At 72.5% G+C, this 17,452-nt stretch carries 13 protein-coding genes; 9 read left to right on the plus strand and 4 right to left on the minus strand.

Annotated elements, in window-relative coordinates; genetic code table 11:
- Positions 1 to 93 precede the first annotated feature (93 nt).
- Positions 94 to 1,458, minus strand: coding sequence for an aspartate aminotransferase family protein (locus tag ACIQAC_RS10615; RefSeq protein ID WP_402188969.1), 1,365 nt, complete (start codon positions 1,456 to 1,458; stop codon positions 94 to 96).
- 187 nt (positions 1,459 to 1,645) lie between these two features.
- Here ACIQAC_RS10615 and ACIQAC_RS10620 point away from each other — a divergent pair, with 187 nt between their 5' ends.
- The 4 genes from ACIQAC_RS10620 to ACIQAC_RS10635 all read left to right on the plus strand — a co-directional run bounded on the left by ACIQAC_RS10620 (position 1,646) and on the right by ACIQAC_RS10635 (position 6,781).
- Positions 1,646 to 2,257: a DJ-1/PfpI family protein gene (locus tag ACIQAC_RS10620; RefSeq protein WP_402188970.1), complete on the plus strand. Its 612-nt coding sequence runs from the start codon at positions 1,646 to 1,648 to the stop codon at positions 2,255 to 2,257.
- The gene (locus tag ACIQAC_RS10625; protein ID WP_402188971.1) at positions 2,254 to 2,790 is read left to right on the plus strand and encodes a MarR family winged helix-turn-helix transcriptional regulator; all 537 of its coding nucleotides are present in this window, start codon (positions 2,254 to 2,256) and stop codon (positions 2,788 to 2,790) included. The genes ACIQAC_RS10620 and ACIQAC_RS10625 overlap by 4 nt, the downstream gene beginning before the upstream one ends.
- A gap of 141 nt (positions 2,791 to 2,931) precedes the next feature.
- Complete coding sequence (locus tag ACIQAC_RS10630; protein ID WP_402188973.1) at positions 2,932 to 5,013, plus strand: serine/threonine-protein kinase; 2,082 nt, start codon at positions 2,932 to 2,934, stop codon at positions 5,011 to 5,013.
- 295 nt (positions 5,014 to 5,308) lie between these two features.
- Positions 5,309 to 6,781 carry a M20/M25/M40 family metallo-hydrolase gene (locus tag ACIQAC_RS10635; RefSeq protein ID WP_402188974.1) on the plus strand — a complete coding sequence of 491 codons (1,473 nt, stop codon included), beginning with the start codon at positions 5,309 to 5,311 and terminating at the stop codon, positions 6,779 to 6,781.
- A 152-nt stretch (positions 6,782 to 6,933) separates the two neighbouring features.
- On the opposite strand, the gene ACIQAC_RS10640 is transcribed toward ACIQAC_RS10635, so the two are convergent.
- The gene (locus tag ACIQAC_RS10640) at positions 6,934 to 7,683 is read right to left on the minus strand and encodes an SLATT domain-containing protein (RefSeq protein WP_402188976.1); all 750 of its coding nucleotides are present in this window, start codon (positions 7,681 to 7,683) and stop codon (positions 6,934 to 6,936) included.
- Positions 7,684 to 7,922: 239 nt separating this feature from the next.
- Here ACIQAC_RS10640 and ACIQAC_RS10645 point away from each other — a divergent pair, with 239 nt between their 5' ends.
- From ACIQAC_RS10645 to ACIQAC_RS10655, 3 genes are read left to right on the plus strand one after another with little or no spacing between them, the layout of a single operon-like run.
- On the plus strand, positions 7,923 to 8,261 hold the full coding sequence (locus tag ACIQAC_RS10645; RefSeq protein WP_402188977.1) for a YbaB/EbfC family nucleoid-associated protein: 339 nt from the start codon (positions 7,923 to 7,925) through the stop codon (positions 8,259 to 8,261).
- A gap of 59 nt (positions 8,262 to 8,320) precedes the next feature.
- Positions 8,321 to 8,920, plus strand: coding sequence for a recombination mediator RecR (gene recR, locus ACIQAC_RS10650; protein ID WP_402188979.1), 600 nt, complete (start codon positions 8,321 to 8,323; stop codon positions 8,918 to 8,920).
- Positions 8,913 to 9,572 (plus strand): DUF5063 domain-containing protein, encoded by a 660-nt coding sequence (locus ACIQAC_RS10655; RefSeq protein ID WP_402188981.1) that lies wholly within the window; start codon positions 8,913 to 8,915, stop codon positions 9,570 to 9,572. The genes recR and ACIQAC_RS10655 overlap by 8 nt, the downstream gene beginning before the upstream one ends.
- Positions 9,573 to 9,604: 32 nt before the next feature.
- On the opposite strand, the gene ACIQAC_RS10660 is transcribed toward ACIQAC_RS10655, so the two are convergent.
- Both ACIQAC_RS10660 and ACIQAC_RS10665 read right to left on the minus strand, forming a co-directional pair.
- On the minus strand, positions 9,605 to 14,356 hold the full coding sequence (locus ACIQAC_RS10660) for a trypsin-like peptidase domain-containing protein (protein WP_402188983.1): 4,752 nt from the start codon (positions 14,354 to 14,356) through the stop codon (positions 9,605 to 9,607).
- Positions 14,353 to 14,697: a CU044_2847 family protein gene (locus ACIQAC_RS10665; RefSeq protein WP_402188985.1), complete on the minus strand. Its 345-nt coding sequence runs from the start codon at positions 14,695 to 14,697 to the stop codon at positions 14,353 to 14,355. The genes ACIQAC_RS10660 and ACIQAC_RS10665 overlap by 4 nt, the downstream gene beginning before the upstream one ends.
- Before the next feature lie 252 nt (positions 14,698 to 14,949).
- Between ACIQAC_RS10665 and ACIQAC_RS10670 the strand changes: the two genes are divergently transcribed.
- Both ACIQAC_RS10670 and ACIQAC_RS10675 read left to right on the plus strand, forming a co-directional pair.
- Positions 14,950 to 16,227 (plus strand): aspartate kinase, encoded by a 1,278-nt coding sequence (locus tag ACIQAC_RS10670; RefSeq protein WP_402188986.1) that lies wholly within the window; start codon positions 14,950 to 14,952, stop codon positions 16,225 to 16,227.
- A complete protein-coding gene (locus tag ACIQAC_RS10675; RefSeq protein WP_402188988.1) occupies positions 16,224 to 17,294 on the plus strand; it encodes an aspartate-semialdehyde dehydrogenase in 1,071 nt (356 codons plus the stop codon). The genes ACIQAC_RS10670 and ACIQAC_RS10675 overlap by 4 nt, the downstream gene beginning before the upstream one ends.
- Positions 17,295 to 17,452 lie beyond the last annotated feature (158 nt).

The raw sequence follows: 17,452 nt of genomic DNA on the forward strand, positions 1-17,452 counted from the left end.
GGGGCGTCCTCTCCGTGGGCGCGTGAGGGGCGTACTCGTACATGTCTACGAGCACGCCACCTTACGCGTTCGAACCCCCGGCGGACCCGTCGGTCACCCCGTGTACGCGTCGGCCACCGACAGCGCCGCGTCGAGGGCCGCGAGGCCCTCCTTGAGCTCGGCCTCGGTGACGTTGCAGGGCGGCACGACGTGGGTGCGGTTCATGTTCACGAAGGGCCAGATGCCGGCCGCCTTCGCCGCCGCGCCGAACGCGGCCATCGGGGCGTTCGCCTCGCCGGACGCGTTGTACGGCACCAGCGGTTCGCGGGTCTCCTTGTTCTTCACGAGGTCGAGCGCCCAGAACATACCGAGGCCGCGGACCTCGCCGACGCTCGGGTGGCGCTCCGCCAGCTCGCGCAGCGCCGGTCCGACGACGCTCTCGCCGAGCCGGGCCGCGTTCTCCACGACACCCTCCTCGGCCATCACGTTGATCGTCGCGACGGCCGCGGCGCAGGCCAGCGGGTGCCCCGAGTACGTGAGCCCGCCCGGGTAGGGCCGCTTGGCGAAGGTCTCGGCGATCGCCCCGGAGATGGCGACCCCGCCGAGCGGCACGTACCCGGAGTTCACGCCCTTCGCGAAGGTCAGCAGATCCGGTACGACCCCGAAGTGGTCGGCCGCGAACCACTCACCGGTCCGCCCGAACCCGGCCATCACCTCGTCGAGCACCAGGACGATCCCGTACTGGTCGCACAGTGCGCGCACCCCGGCGAGATAGCCGGCCGGCGGCACCATGATCCCGGCGGTGCCGGGGATCGTCTCCAGCACGATCGCGGCGATCGTCGAGGGCCCCTCGAAGGCGATCGTCGTCTCCAGGTGTTCGAGCGCGCGGGCACACTCCTGCTCCTCGGTCTCCGCGTAGAAGCGCGAGCGGTAGAGGAACGGCGTCCAGAAGCGCACGACCCCGGCCGAGCCGCTGTCGTTGGCCCAGCGGCGCGGGTCACCGGTGACGTTGATCGCCTGCTGGGTGCCGCCGTGGTACGAGCGGTACGCCGAGAGCACCTTGGGGCGGCCCGTGTGCAGCCGGGCCATCCGCAGCGCGTGCTCGATCGCGTCGGCGCCGCCGTTGGTGAAGAAGATCCGGTCCAGGTCGCCCGGGGTGCGCTCGGCGATCAGCCGGGCCGCCTCGGAGCGGGCCTCGACGGCGAAGGCGGGCGCGAACGTGGTCAGGGAAGCGGCCTGCTCCTGGATCGCGGCGACGACCTTCGGGTGCTGGTAGCCGATGTTGGTGTAGACGAGCCCGCTGGTGAGGTCCAGGTAGCGGTTGCCGTCGTAGTCCCAGAAGTACGACCCCTCGGCGCCGGCCACGGCGAGCGGGTCGATGAGTTCCTGCGCGGACCAGGAGTGGAAGACGTGCGCACGGTCCGCAGCCTTCACGGCGGCGCCGGCCTGCGGGTCGGGCTGGATGGCGTGAGGGGTCATGCGGGCGAGCGTAGGTGTCCGCGATACGGACGCGATATCGGCGTCCTGTCTGCGGTCCGGGGGTTTCCGCGACAGGTTGTCCACGGGACGCGTACGAGGGCCGGGGGCCGGACGAGATATTGACAGGATGCTGTCGAGATGACAGTCTTCTGTCATAAGGAAGCGGACGTGAACCCGAGGAGAAGTCATGAGCACCAGCCCCAAGCCCGTGCACCTGGCCGTCTACGACACCCTCGCCGACTGGGAGACCGGCCACGCCACGGCCCAGCTCGCCCGCGCCGGATACGGCATCCGCACGGTCGGCGCCGGCACCGCCGAGGTCACCAGCGTCGGCGGACTGCACATCCGGCCCGACACGGCCCTGGACGACGTACGGCCCGAGGACGCGTCCCTGCTGATCCTGCCCGGCGCCGACTTCTGGGACGCGGGGGACGACCTCGCCCCGTTCGCCCGCAAGGCGCGCGAGTTCCTGGACGCCGGGGTGCCGGTGGCCGCGATCTGCGGGGCCACGCTCGGACTGGCCCGCGAGGGACTGCTCGACGACCGCGACCACACCAGCGCGGTCTCCTTCTACCTGCTGCCCTCCGGCTACGCGGGCGGCGCCCGCTATGTCGACACCGACGCGGTCACCGACGGCAACCTGGTCACCGCCGGCCCCACCGAACCGGTCGCCTTCGCCCGCGAGATCCTCGCGCTGCTCGGGGTCTACGACGACGAGGTGGTCGACGCCTGGTACCGCCTCTTCCACGACTCCGACACCGAGGCGTACGGCGTGCTCGCCAAGGCCGGTGTCGCGTGAGCCGTGAGCGGCAGGACCTGCTGAGCCGGAGCGCGCTCGGGGTGTTCCGGCTCAACGGCCAGTTCCTCGCCGTCGCCGAGGAACTGGCCCGGCCCGCCGGACTGACCGCCGCCTGGTGGCAGGTGCTCGGCGCGGTCCTGCGCGAACCGCTGCCGGTCGCCGGGATCGCCCGCGCGATGGGCATCACCCGGCAGAGTGTGCAGCGCATCGCCGATCTGCTGGTGGAGCGCGGGCTCGCCGAGTACCGGCCCAACCCGGCCCACCGCCGCGCCAAGCTGCTCGCGCCGACGGACGAGGGGTTCGCGGCCGTGCGCCGTATCGACCCGGGGCACGCCGCGTACGCGGACCGGCTGGCCGAGGCCTTCGGAGCGGGCGGCACGGAACAACTGGCCGAGGCGGTACGGCTGCTGGAGCGGCTGTCGGCGGTACTGGACGAACTGGGGCCGCCCGCCGCCCAGTCGGGCACCGGGTCCGCCGTCGGGTCCGCCGTCGGGTCGGTCACCGAGAGGTCCGGCGTCGTTACGGAACCGTAGACGAACCGTATGAATCGGGCTGCTCAGCCGTCCGCGCCCGGCACTATCCTCGGTCCATCGCACGGCAGCGCACGCATGTGCTGAAGTGCACACAGGCGCTGGGGAGCGCGGGGGCGCACGGTGGAGGGGGCGGCGCGACCGATGGAGAATCTTGGACCCGGGGATCCTCAGCGGATCGGGGTGTACCGGCTGCTGGCGCGGCTCGGCGCCGGCGGCATGGGCCAGGTGTACCTGGCCCGTTCGGACCGGGGACGCACGGTCGCCGTGAAGCTGGTGCGGGAGGAGCTGGCCGCGCGGGAGGAGTTCCGGGCCCGCTTCCGCCAGGAGGTGCAGGCGGCCCAGCGGGTCGGCGGGTACTGGACGGCACCCGTCCTCGACGCCGACACCGAGGCCGACGTGCCCTGGGTGGCCACCGGTTACGTCGCCGGGCCGAGCCTCCAGCAGGTCGTCGGGCGGGACCACGGGGCGCTGCCCGAGCGGTCGGTGCGGATCCTCGCGGCCGGGCTGGCGCACGCGCTGAAGGACATCCACGCCGCCGGCATCGTGCACCGGGACCTCAAGCCCTCCAACGTGCTGGTCACCATCGACGGCCCGCGGGTCATCGACTTCGGTATCGCGCGGGCCCTGGAGACCGTCACCGAGGGCGGTCTGACCAGCACCGGAGCGCTCGTCGGCTCGCCCGGCTTCATGGCGCCCGAGCAGGTGCGCGGCGACCGGATCACCCCGGCCTGCGACATCTTCTGCCTCGGTTCGATCCTCGCCTTCGCCGCCACCGGCCATCTCCCCTTCGGTGGCGCCGACAGCGGTGTGCACGCCCTGATGTTCCGCATCGCCCAGGAGGAACCGGACCTGGACGACCTGCCCGAGGGTATCGCCGACCTCGTCCGCGACTGTCTGAAGAAGGAGCCGGGGGCGCGTCCCACGCTGGACCGGATCCTGGAGCGCACCGGCGCCGAGGACACCGTCTCCGGCGGGCGCTCCCACGACCCGTGGCTGCCGGGTTCGCTGGTCGCCCAACTCGGCCGCCACGCCGTGCAGTTGCTCGACACGGAGGACCCCGAGGGGCCCGGCGCGTCTGCCGGACCGCCGCCCGAGGCGCCTCCGGAGCACGCGCCGGCCGCCGCCGACGGTCCCCCTCCGGCGGGCCCGCCCCAGCCGGGAGCCCCGGGCGCCGGCGGGCAGAACCACCTGCCGACGATGGTGGCGGGAGTGGGTGCGGGCACGGTGGGCCCGCCCACGAACACCCCGCCGCACCCGGCGTACGGCGGCCCGGGGACGACCCCGGCGGCCCAGGGACATCCGCAGCAACTGGGCCCGGGCCAGGGAGGCCAGGGCGGACACGGCGGCCAGGGAGGCCAGGGCGGCGGTCACGGTCCCGGCGTGCAGGGGCACCCCCAGCAGCCGTATCCGCCGCAGGCCTACCCACCCCAGTCGTATCCGCCGCAGGCCCCCGGCCCGGGAGGGCAGCCGCCGGGCTACGGCCATCCGCAGCCGGGAGGGCAGCCGCCCGGCTACGGCTATCCGCAGCAGCCGGCGCCCTGGAACTCCCCGGGCGCCCCCGGATCCCCGTACCACCCCTACGGCTCCACGCCGCCCTACGGTCCGCCCGTCGTGCCGCTGCACGGTGGTGGGCCCGACGAGCCGCGGCGCCGCAGTAGCCGGGGCAGCGCGGCGCTCGTCGCGGTGGCGCTGGTCGTCGCGCTCGGCGCGGGCGGGTCGGTGTACGCGCTGATGAGCGGCGGTGACGACGACACACAGAGTGATGACAGGCCCGGTCCGACGCCGACCGTCGTCACGAGCGACGGGCCGACCGAGCCGCAGCCGTCGACACCGCCGCCCTCGACGCCGGGGGCGTCCACCCCGGCGGGCGGGGCGATCCCGACCGGGTACCTGGGCACGTGGACGACGACCATCGACAACGCGGACGGGGCCAACACCCGCCAACTCACCATCCAGCAGGGCGAGGTGGGTGACACCGTGCTGTCGCTGGTCGCCGACGGCCCCTCGGGCAGCGGCACCTACCACTGTGTCTTCGAGGCGGACCTGACCGGGGAACCGGGCGCGAGCGGTCCGCTGCGGATCGGGCCCTCCACGGTGACCACCGGCCGGCCGATGTCGTCGTGCAGCCCCGGCGAGGCCACCGAGATCACCCTGCTGCCGGACGGCCGGCTGCGCCGCGTGAACACCGCCTCCGGCGAGGAGCTGACGTACAGCAAACAGTGACGGGGGCGCGGGGAACCCGGTGAAGTGCCGTTCGGCGTAGGTGAGTTGAACGTACAGCGAACTTCTCCACGGCGGACCGGCGGGCCGTTCGGACAGACGTACGGTGTCCGGACGATTCGGCTCGGGAGTGGCGGGGGCACCACGTGGCGTGGCTGAGTGCGGAGAACGTCGTGGCCGTGGCGACGGCGGTGAGGGACGTCGGCGCCGCGTATGGCCGAAACCCCCGCCTGCGCGGCGGGTTTCGGCCGGGGAGCGACCCTTGCCCGGTGGTGACGTGCGCACGACCATGGGGTGCATGGGTCCCACGAGAAGGACACTTCTGACGGCGACCGCGACGGCTGCGGTGGGCGCGACCACCACGGCGAGCGCGTGCGCCGCGACCGAGACGCCCTCGACCGAGGCGCCCGCGACCGGTGCCCCTCCGGTCGGCGCGCCCTCGACCGGGGCGACCCCGTCCGCCGAGGCCGCCGGCGGCCCGCCGGCCACCCGGCAGGCGCCGACGCGTGAACTGCGCACCCTGCTCCGGGAGATCGACCCCGACCGCGTCGAGGCGACGGTCCGCAAACTCGTCTCCTTCGGCACCCGCCACACCCTGTCCGACCAGGACGACCCGGAGCGCGGCATCGGTGCCGCCCGCGACTGGCTGCTCGCGGAACTGCGCTCGTACGCGGCCCGGTCCGGCGGCCGGATGACGGCCGACCTCCAGTCGTACATCCAGGGCCCGGCCTCGCGCATCCCCACGGCGACCCGTATCACCAACGTCGTCGCGACCCTGCGCGGCTCGGTCACCCCGGAGCGGGTGTACGTCGTCTCCGGGCACTACGACTCCCGGGTCTCGGACGTCATGGACGCCACCTCGGACTCGCCGGGCGCGGACGACGACGCGTCGGGTGTCGCGGTGGTCCTGGAGCTGGCCCGGGTGATGGCCAAGCGCCGCCCCGCCTCGACCATCGTGTTCGCGGCGGTCGCGGGGGAGGAGCAGGGGCTGTACGGGGCCGCGCACATGGCGGAGCGGTTCAAGGCGGACGGCGCGGACGTGCTCGGGATGTTCACGAACGACATCGTGGGCAGTCCGACCGCGGACGACGGTACGCGCGAACCGCACGTCGTCCGGCTCTTCGCGGAGGGTGTGCCGTCCTCGGAGACCGCGGAGGAGGCGGCGCTGCGGCGGTCGGTCGGCGGCGAGAACGACTCCGCGACGCGTCAGCTGGCCCGGTTCGTGCGGGACGTGGCGGAGAACGACGCCACGGGGATGAGGGTCCGGGTCGTGTACCGCCGGGACCGGTATCGGCGGGGCGGGGACCACATCCCGTTCCTGGAGCGGGGGTTTCCGGCCGCCCGCTTCACCGAGCCCGCCGAGGACTACGCGCATCAGCACCAGGACGTGCGGGTGGAGTCCGGGGAGCGGTACGGGGATCTGCCGGAGTTCTGCGACTGGGCCTACATCGCGCGGGTGGCGCGGGTGAACGCGGCGACGTTGTGGACTCTCGCGCAGGCGCCGGGGGCGCCGCGGGATGCTCGGATCGTCACCGCGAACCTCACGAACTCGACGGAGTTGACGTGGGCGCGGGGTCCTGAGCCGGACCTTGTGGGGTATGAGGTGGTGTGGCGTGAGACCACGTCGCCCGACTGGACCCACGTGATCCCCGTCGGGGACGTGACGTCCCACGAGGTGGACTTGTCCAAGGACAACGTGTTCTTCGGCGTCCGCGCCCAGAACCGGGCGGGCCTGAGAAGCCCGGTGACCTTCCCGTCCCCCTCAACGTAATCCGTCCACCGGCCGGTGGGGGCTTGTCGCGCAGTTCCCCGCGCCCCCAAAAGCCTCTTCGCGCAGCCGCGGGCAATCGTGCCGCAGGAGCGATGGGGGAGGGTGGGCGCGGCGGCACCCCGTCGCGCCGGGCTGCGCAACGCCCCCCCGCGTCAGCGGGTCTCCGGGGGGCGTTGGCGGGGCATGTTCGGGCGGGTGGGGCCGTTGGGGGGTAGCGGGAGGCGGGTGGAGGCGGCGCCGGACTCGCGGCCCGCTCCGACCCCCGCCCCCTGAACCCCCAGCGGTGTCCCCCCGGAGCGGAACTCCACCATCCAGTCCGCCGTCTCCGCCCGCACCAACTCCGTCACATCCTCCGAGAACCTCCGCAACACCCCAAGACACCGCTCCGCCGCCTCCCCGGCGGTCCCCTCCGTGGGCCCCAGCACCTCCCGCACACTCTCCGACGCCCAGTCGAACTGAAGCACCTGCAACCGCCGCTGCACCGCCTGCGCCGTCGCCACGTCCCGCATCCACCCGGACGTCACCCCGAAGAACCGGTCCACGGCCACACACGCGACAGCGACCAGCACCGCCAGATACCCCCAGGGCGCGGACCCGCCCAGCACCCCGGTGAGATCCAGCAGCGGCAGCGCCGCCCCCACCACCGCACCCCCGGCCGTCCCGGCCCGCAGCACCCGCGCGCCCCGCCGCTTCCACTTCCGGTCGGCGAGGTACCAGGACACGGTCCGCAGCGCCCCGTACTCCACCCACCGGTAGAGCTCCTCCAGCCGCTCGGCGGGTTCTCCCCAGTCCCCGGGCGGGAACGCCCGCCCGGTCAGATCGCCCGGCCGCAGCCCGGCCGCCCCCTCGCCGCCCCGCCCGTCCTGCGGCGGCCCCTCGGGCTGCATCTCCGGCTGACCCACCCGGCACTCCCTACCTTGGAACTCCTGATGCTGATGCGCCGGATCCTTCCTACCGCCCAATGGGTGGCGAAGAGGACGGTTTCATTGCTTTTCCGCCCGGAAAGGGGCCTTGATCAGGTATAGGACTTGCGATCGACTCACTCGAAAGAGTGCCGGGGCGACGGCAGCGCCGACCACGTAGGCTCGTGCCGAACGGGAAAACCGAGCGGGAAAACCCGTACCGACAAGGAGAGCCGATCGTGATCCCCGGTGGTGGCCAGCCCAATATGCAGCAGCTGCTGCAACAGGCGCAGAAGATGCAGCAGGACCTGGCGAAGGCCCAGGAGGAGCTCGCGCAGACCGAGGTCGACGGCCAGGCCGGCGGCGGTCTGGTGACGGCGACGGTGACCGGCGCCGGTGAACTGCGCGCGCTGAAGATCGATCCGAAGGCCGTGGACCCGGACGACACCGAGACCCTCGCCGACCTCGTCGTGGCGGCGGTGCACGCGGCCAACGAGAACGCCCAGACGCTTCAGCAGCAGAAGCTCGGCCCCCTGACCCAGGGCCTCGGCGGCGGTATCCCCGGCCTGCCTTTCTAAAGCGGCCGAGGGCCCTCTACCGTACGTACTGAAGGCATCCGAGGAAGGACGGGCAGTCCGTGTACGAAGGCGTGGTCCAGGACCTCATCGACGAACTGGGGCGGCTCCCCGGCGTCGGTCCCAAGAGCGCGCAGCGGATCGCCTTCCACATCCTCCAGGCGGAGCCGACCGACGTACGTCGGCTCGCGCACGCCCTGCTGGAGGTCAAGGCGAAGGTCCGCTTCTGCGCGACCTGCGGCAACGTGGCGCAGGAGGAGCTGTGCGGCATCTGCCGCGACGTCCGCCGGGACCTCTCGGTGATCTGCGTGGTGGAGGAGCCGAAGGACGTGGTCGCGATCGAGCGGACCCGTGAGTTCCGCGGCCGCTACCACGTACTGGGCGGCGCGATCAGCCCGATCGAGGGCGTCGGCCCGGACGATCTGCGGATAAGGGAACTCCTCGCACGGCTGGCCGACGGCACGGTCACGGAGCTGATCCTCGCCACGGACCCGAACCTGGAGGGCGAGGCCACGGCGACGTACCTCGCCCGCATGATCAAGCCCATGGGCCTCAAGGTCACCCGCCTGGCCAGCGGCCTCCCTGTGGGCGGCGACCTGGAATACGCGGACGAGGTCACACTCGGCCGCGCCTTCGAGGGGAGACGACTCCTAGATGTCTGACGCCACGCTGCACTACACGACGCAGGACCCCGACGACTTCGCGGTGCAGATCGCGGACCAGATCGAGAGCTTCCTGGTCGCGGTCGCCGAGGTGGCGAAGGGCGACGAGCCGGGCTCGGCCGTCCCCTTCCTGCTCCTGGAGGTCTCCCAGCTGATGCTGGCCGGCGGCCGGCTCGGCGCACACGAGGACATCCTCCCCGACGAGCGCTACGAGCCCGACCTGGGCCCGGAGCAGGACGTCGACGAGCTGCGCGAGAAGCTCGCCCGGCTGCTCGAACCGGTCGACGTCTACTCGGAGGTCTTCGACCCCTACGAGCCGCGCACCGCGCCGGTGCCGGCCCGGATCTCCGACGACCTCGCCGACGTCATCGCCGACCTGCGCCACGGCATGGCCCACTACCGCGCGGGCCGGGTCACGGAGGCGCTGTGGTGGTGGCAGTTCTCGTACTTCTCCAACTGGGGCTCCACCGCGTCCGCGACCCTGCGCGCCCTGCACTCGGTCCTCGCCCACATCCGCCTCGACCAGCCCCTCGAGGAGCTGGACGGCCTCGACACCGACCAGGCCCTCGGCGACGACACCCTGGAGATCGAGGCCGGCAAGGTGATGGTCGAGGAGATCGCGGAACCCCTGGGCCTGCGCTCGGCGAAGTAGCGGCCGACCCGGCACGGGGCCGGGCGGCCGGCTCAACCGTCCGGGGCGTCGTCCCGCCACTCCAGACCGGGTACCCGGGGCAGCGCGGCGCGCACGGCGTCCGCCACCGGCCGGAGATCGATGCCGAGGCGGGTGAGCCGTGCCACGAGTTCGTCGTCCGGCAGTCCGGCGAGCCGGGAGACGTGCAGGAAGCCGGCGACCGGGCGCCGGAAGGCGTGCGGCAGGGACAGGGGCGCGGAGTGCTCCTCGCGGAGCTCCAGGCAGAGCCGGCGGTCGGTCCGGTCCCACTGTCCGGGCAGGTGGTCCGGCATCCGGAAGCCGAACGCGGCCAGCTCCTCCACCAGTTCGTCGGGGTCGAGCTCCAACTCCGCGGACACGGACAGCAGGTGGTACGGCGGCACGGTCCGGTCCCAGTCGAGCCAGAGCGGACCGCTCTCGCTGTTGTCGGACCTCGTGAAGGCGAGCCCGGCGTCGAAGTGGTCGGGCAGCACCGTGTCCGACGGCACCGGCGCCCACAGGCCGAACCCGGCCAGAAGGTCGAGCACCTCCCGCGGAGTGATCCGGAGCCGGTCCGCCACGGTGATCACATGGCGGGCCGTCACCCGGTCACCCGGCGCGTACGCGGACTCCTCCGGCCGGTCCAGGTCCTCGACGACCAGGACGACGTTGTCCGTCCCGGCGACCTCGGGGAGCGGGGCGTCCGGGGGGACCAGGCCGTAGGAGCGCAGCCTGGACGCGACCGCCGCCGGTGACAGTCCGGTGAGGTCGGACACCTGGGCCACGTGCAGCAGGGTCACCTCCGCACCGGCCGGGATCCAGGGGCCGGCCTCTTCGCCGTCCCTCCGGAGAATCACCAGGTCGTCGTGGTCGGCCGACGGCGGCAGGGCAGCCGGTACGGCGAAGCCCAGTTCCGTGATCCGCCGTGCGACGTCCTGGAGGGGCAGGCCCCGCTGCACGGCGGTGTCGGCGAGCGCACCGGGCGGCACGGTCCCGTCGTCCATCTCGGCCAGGTCCGCGACGTGCCAGCCCCACGTCCGGCCCTGCGCCAGCAGCCCGGGCACGATGTCCTCGTGACCCGCTCCGAGCCGTACGTCGAGACGGTGGCGCCGGAGCCTGCGGGCGACCTCCGGCACGGGCAGCCCCAACTCCTCGGCGGCGGCGAGGATCCAGCCCGTCTGCACCGGCTCGGCGGGCCGGAGCCAGGGGAACTCGCCGTCGCGCCGCCGGCTCAGCAGGACCAGCGTGGTCCTGTCCTGCGGGTCGGGGCGGAAGGGTTCGCCGACGACCTCGAAGCCGAACGTCCGCATGCGGGACGCGGCTTCCGTGGCGTCGACGCCGAGCACCTGGTGGGCCTGGAGCAGATGGCCCGGCGGGACGGGTTCGTCGACGGGGAGCCAGGTCAGGGTGAAGTCGTCCCGGTTGAGCGCCCGCAGGTCGTCGCTGAGCAGGGCCAGATTGACCGAGTCGACCAGGGGTTCGGCGCCGGACGGCTCCGGGGCGGTGAGCCGGAGCCGCCGCAGGCGCGCCACCACGTCCGAGTACGACCTGCCGCACACGGTGGCGACGAACAGCGCGTGGCCCGGGGTGCCGAGCTCACGGACGTCGTCCTCGTCCCTCGGCCAGAGCCGGTTGTCCCACGCCTGGAAGTAGGAGCTGCGGGCGAGGACGTCCGAGGGGCGGGCCGCGAGTACGTCCCCTACCCGGTCCAGTTCCGGCACGAGCGCGGTCAGCGCGGCCAGTTCGGCGTTGGGGCGGTGTCCCAGCAGGCGCCACAGCCGGGTGACGTCGTCGGGATCGTCGTACACCTTGCCCGCGGGGGTCTCGCCCAGTGACGCCCCGGTCTCCGTGATCCCCGACCGTGCCCGGTGGACGATGTGCACGTCCTGCGGGAAGAACCCGGCCCGGTCGAGCGGGGCGGGCCGGCCGTGCAGTTCCAGCACACAGCCGTGCCGGCCGGCCGCGTCGGTCACGAGGTCGGCGAGCCGGGGGCTGACGCCCGCCACGTCGGCCAGCCACTCACTGGTGAGCCACGGTTCCTCCCGCTCGTCCCGGACGGCCCGCCGCCCGACCAGAGCCGGCAGTGCCGCCCCGATGAGCTGCTCGACCTGTTCGCAGACGTCCGCGTCGAGGATCTCCGTACGGTCCGTGGACAGACGCCTGGGCAGACTCCTGCCGCTGAGGTTGACCACCACACCGCGCAGCTGCCGCCGGTTGGCCGGGTCGCTCAGCACGCCCTGCCGGACCCGCGGCTCGACATGGATGCCGTCGACCAGGATGCCGCCGCCGTGCTCGCACCAGACGACCTGTCCGTCGGTTCCGCCGGGCCCGTTCGGCCAGGCGATCAGGGAGCCGTGGGCGTCGAAGCCGTCGGGCCGCAGCCGCGGCGCCTCCCGGGGGCGCAGCTCGCCCGCCTCCCATCGGGCCTCCTGCGATCCGTGCCGGGCCACGGTGGTGAACTCGGCGATGCCGAGGAGCCTGCCGAGTTCGCGGACGCAGGACGGCGCCTTGTCCCCGGCCCGCAGGTAGAGCCGGACACGGGTGCCCGGTCCGCGCTGCGAGACGTCGGAGGCGCGGACCCGGAAGTAGTGTCCGGGGCCGGTGAGGACAACGGTCAGTTCGCCGCGCGAGTCCATCCGCCGGGTCGTGACGTGGATCTCGTCGGCGAGCATGAAGTAGCTGAGGACCCCGATGCCGAACCGGCTGGTGGGGTGCATGGTGATGCCGTGCCGGCGCCACTCCTGCTGTTCCTCCCGGAAGTCGGGGAGGTCGGTGAACCTGACGCCGGCCTGTGAGAAGGCCTGGGCCAGGACGGTCTCGTCCATGCCGATGCCGTTGTCCCGGCATTCGAGGTAGTGCCGGCCGTCCTCGACGCCCTGGGTGAACTCGATCAGCCCCCGGTAGCTGCTGTGCGGGTCTCCGGCCCTCGTCCGTGCCGCACGGTAGCGGCAGGCGTCCAGGGCGTTCTGGTACAGCTCGCGGATGGCGAGGGAGCGGTCACGGTAGAGGTTCTCGCCCATGAGCAGCTCCTGCACCCTGGCCTCGTCGAGCCGGAAGCGGATGACCCCGTTGACCGGTCCGGGCGTTCCGTTGCCGTCGGACGAGCGCAGCTCGCTCGCCCCGGCGTACGCGGGCAGCGCGTCGAGGCCGGGCACGGCTGCGTGCCGTACGTGGCGCAGCAGCGTCTCCATCCGCTGTGCGTGCTCGGTGAGGGCGTCGACGAGGGCGGGGTGGTCGCAGACGGCCTTCAGCCGCAGTGCGTCGCGCTGGTCGCTCCAGGAGCTCTGCTCCTCCTCCACCGCACCGAGCACCTGGGCGGGTGAGAGGGCGTAGGGGATGCCCGCGTGCTCGACGACCACCGCGGGCAGGTCGGTCACCTCGATCGCCATGCGGTGGGCGATGGCGAACAGGGAGCCGAGCAGGCGTTCCCGCACCTTGGGAAAGTGCAGGCCGCGGAGGTTGAGCTGGAACGCCTCCGCGCGCAGATGCCCGTCGCGGGTGGTGTCGAAGAGCTCCCCCGGGGGCACGCCCACGCACGAGACCAGGCGGGTGACCAGCTCGGGGTGGAGCACCCGCCGGATGTCGACGTCGTCCCGGCACGCGACCGCCAGCAGCCGGTCGAGGGTGCCAGGCTGCCGGTTCGTCCACTGGTGGAACAGCCACCATCCGACTTCCCGTTCGCAGTCCGGGTGGCCGTGCAGCGGCCCGCGTCTGGCCTGGCGGACGAGCCTGTGGTGTCCGCGCAGCAGCATGTCGTACTGCTGTCTCACCGGGGAGGCGTCGGCCGCCTCGGCCAGCCGGGCCGGCTCCACCTCGGCGGCCAGGCCGGCGGCCTTGCCGGTCCGGTGCGCCTGGTACAGGAAGGGCAGCAGGGTGAGCAGCGCCGCCTCGGCGCCCTCCAGGCCGGGACCGGACTCGGACCAGAGGATCCTGATCAGCTGGTTGGTGCGGTAGGCGATCCGCAGTGCCAGGTTCCGGTCGTGCCAGGGATCCTCGGCGATCCGGCCGTGCGCCGTCCCGTAGGACTCGGCCAGCCGCGCCACGACGTCGCGGGCCTGTGCCTTCAGGGACTCCGCCGTGTCCTGGTCGGCGGGTTTCACCAGGCTCCAGGCGAGGGAGCCGGTCACCGCGTCCAGCCAGTCCCGGCGGGCGGCGGGGGGCCGCCGCCCGGCGGCGATCAGGTCCTTCAGGCCGGGCCAGTACCGGGCCATGACGTGCGTGGGCATCATCCGTCCGTTGCGCACCCCGCGGGCGCCCGCCGCGGTGACCATGCCGACGACCTCACCCGTGTCGACCAGGGTGACGGCGGCGCCGCTGAACCCCGGGGCCAGCGGTTGGCCGTCCGGCTGCCAGGCCTCCAGCTGCATCCATTCGCCGCTGATCAGCTGGGGTGCGGTGACGCGATACTCGGCGAGCGTGCCCTCGGGGAACCCGGCCGGGAACCCGTACACCACGAGCTTGTGCGGGCGGGTGCCGTCCGCGGTGTCGAGCAGGGCCGGCACGGCCGGGGCGACGGGCGCGGGCCGCTCCAGTTCCAGTACGGCGAGGTCGCCCAGGTCGGTGGGGCCGCCGGCCCAGCCGCCGTGGACAACGACCCGGGCGGGCACGGCGGGGGTGCCGGGGCGTTCGGTGAAGGTGACGGCGATCGTGCCCTCGGCGGCCTGCTGGACGACGTGTGCGCAGGTGAGCACGGTGTCCGGGGTGATCAGGAAGCCCGCGCCGGCCACTCCGCCGCCGACCTCGATCCGGGCGTGCCACTCGGCGCTCTTCGGGAGACGACCGGTCATGACGCGGTGCTGGACCCCTGGCCGTCGGGGGACCAGACGAGTTTGACGACGAGATGGCCCTCCGCCGTGCCCTTGGCGATGATCGCGCCCGCCTCCGCGGTCAGCTTCACCCCGAACTCCAGCTCCACGGAGTCCGGCCGCAGGGTGCCGTCGCGGAAGACCCGCAGCGCCGACTGGGCCGCGGCCCGCACGCCTTCCAGCGAACTCTCGAAGGTGCGCGCCGCCTGGACCGTGCCGTCGGCGCGGCGGGCGACCAGCCGGGACCCGGACGGTTCCTCCTCCGCCGCCTGCACGGAGACGACCGCGCCGTCGTCGGTCGTGAACTCCACCAAGCCGTCCATGGCGCCCCCTGGTCCCGCCGAGATCTGAGCCGCCCCCATTGTGGCGGACGGTACCGGGGCGGGGTACGGGGTTCCGGGCACTGTCTGTGATGCGGGGCACTTTCCGAGTGGGGGCTGTGGGGGGCGGGCATGTGCCTGGGCGGACGGGCGGCCGGAACCGCGGACCCGGTATCTCAGGATGCGATACCTCGAAGGTCGTTTTCGGGCGCTCGTTAAACTGAGCCGACACAACGGACTGAGCGAGGAGCGCACGTGGGCCTTGTCGTGCAGAAGTACGGAGGCTCCTCCGTAGCCGATGCCGAGGGCATCAAGCGCGTCGCCAAGCGAATCGTGGAAACCAGAAAGAACGGCCACCAGGTGGTCGTTGTGGTTTCCGCGATGGGCGACACGACGGACGAGCTGATCGATCTCGCCGAGCAGGTTTCGCCGATGCCTGCCGGGCGCGAGCTCGACATGCTGCTGACCGCGGGAGAGCGGATCTCCATGGCACTGCTGGCCATGGCGATCAAGAACCTGGGCCACAAGGCCCAGTCGTTCACGGGCAGCCAGGCGGGTGTCATCACCGACTCGGTCCACAACAAAGCCCGGATCATCGACGTCACGCCGGGGCGCATCCGCACCGCGCTGGACGAGGGCAACATCGCGATCGTCGCCGGATTCCAGGGTGTCTCGCAGGACAAGAAGGACATCACCACGCTCGGGCGCGGTGGCTCGGACACCACGGCGGTGGCGCTCGCCGCCGCCCTCGAAGCCGAGGTCTGCGAGATCTACACGGACGTCGACGGGGTGTTCACCGCCGACCCGCGGGTCGTGAAGAAGGCGAAGAAGATCGACTGGATCTCCTTCGAGGACATGCTGGAGCTGGCCGCGTCCGGCTCCAAGGTGCTGCTCCACCGCTGTGTGGAGTACGCCCGCCGCTACGACATCCCGATCCACGTGCGGTCCAGCTTCAGCGGACTCCAGGGCACCTGGGTCAGCAGCGCGCCGATCGAGCAAGGGGAAAAGCAGGTGGAGCAGGCCATCATCTCCGGTGTCGCACACGACACCTCCGAGGCCAAGGTCACGGTCGTCGGTGTGCCGGACAAGCCGGGAGAGGCCGCCGCCATCTTCCGTACGATCTCCAACTCCGAGATCAACATCGACATGATCGTGCAGAACGTGTCCGCGGCCTCCACGGGTCTGACGGACATCTCCTTCACGCTGCCGAAGAGCGAGGGCCGCAAGGCGATCGACGCCCTGGAGAAGGCGAAGAACCTGATCGGCTTCGACTCCCTGCGCTACGACGACCAGATCGGCAAGATCTCCCTGGTCGGCGCCGGTATGAAGACCAACCCCGGGGTCACCGCGGACTTCTTCACCGCGCTCTCCGACGCCAACGTGAACATCGAGCTGATCTCGACCTCCGAGATCCGCATCTCGGTGGTCACCCGTGCCGAGGACGTGACGGAGGCGGTCCGCGCGGTGCACAGCGCGTTCGGACTGGACTCCGACAGCGACGAGGCCGTGGTCTATGGAGGCACGGGCCGATGACCGTACGACCGACGCTCGCGGTCGTGGGGGCGACCGGGGCCGTCGGCACGGTCCTGCTCCAGATCCTGTCCCAGCACGCGGACATCTGGGGTGAGATCCGACTGATCGCCTCGCCGCGCTCGGCCGGCCGCAAGCTGGCCGTGCGCGGCGAGGAGGTCGAGGTCGTGGCGCTGACCGAGGAGGCCTTCGACGGCGTCGACATCGCGCTGTTCGACGTGCCCGACGAGGTGTCCGCGCACTGGGCGCCGGTCGCCGCCGCCAAGGGCGTGGTGGTCGTGGACAACTCCGGCGCGTTCCGGATGGACCCCGACGTGCCGCTGGTCGTGCCCGAGGTCAACGCGCACGCGGCCCGGATGCGCCCGCGCGGCATCATCGCCAACCCCAACTGCACGACCCTCTCGATGATCGTGGCGCTCGGCGCCCTGCACGCCGAGTACGGCCTGCGTGAGCTGGTCGTCTCCTCGTACCAGGCGGTCAGCGGGGCCGGCCGGGCCGGGGTGGAGACCCTGCGCCGGCAGCTGTCGCTCGTCGCCGGTACGGAACTGGGCACCAAGCCCGGTGATCTGCGCCGGGCCGTCGGCGACCACACCGGCCCGTTCCCCGAGCCGGTCGCGCTGAACGTCGTACCGTGGGCCGGGTCGCTGCGTGAGGACGGCTGGTCGTCGGAGGAGATGAAGGTGCGGGACGAGTCCCGCAAGATCCTCGGGCTGCCGAAGCTGCCCGTCGCCGTGACCTGTGTCCGGGTGCCGGTGGTCACCACCCACTCGCTGACCGTGCACGCCGGCTTCCAGCGGGAGGTCACGGTGGACGGCGCCAGGGAGATCCTCGCCACCACACCCGGTGTGGTGCTGGTCGACAACCCGGCCGCCGGGGAGTTCCCGACCCCCGCCGACGCGGTCGGCACCGACCCGACCTGGGTGGGGCGGGTACGCCGGGCGCTGGACGATCCGACGGCCCTGGAGCTCTTCGTGTGCGGGGACAACCTGCGCAAGGGGGCGGCCCTGAACACCGCGCAGATCGCCGAGCTGGTCGCCGCCGAGACGACGGGGCGCCGCACCGACGCATAAATGCCCTGGCCATGACAGGAACGGTTTGTAGGATCCGTACTCGGTGTGTGAGGCGGTCGATGGTCTCGACCACTTGAACCGGGACCCCTCGCCGTTCGAAGATTTCCTCCCCGCCCTCCGCAACCGCGCGGAGGGCGGGGAGCGTCTTTGCGGTCGCC

This window comes from Streptomyces sp. NPDC088387, from assembly GCF_044753385.1.
Lineage (GTDB): Bacteria > Actinomycetota > Actinomycetes > Streptomycetales > Streptomycetaceae > Streptomyces.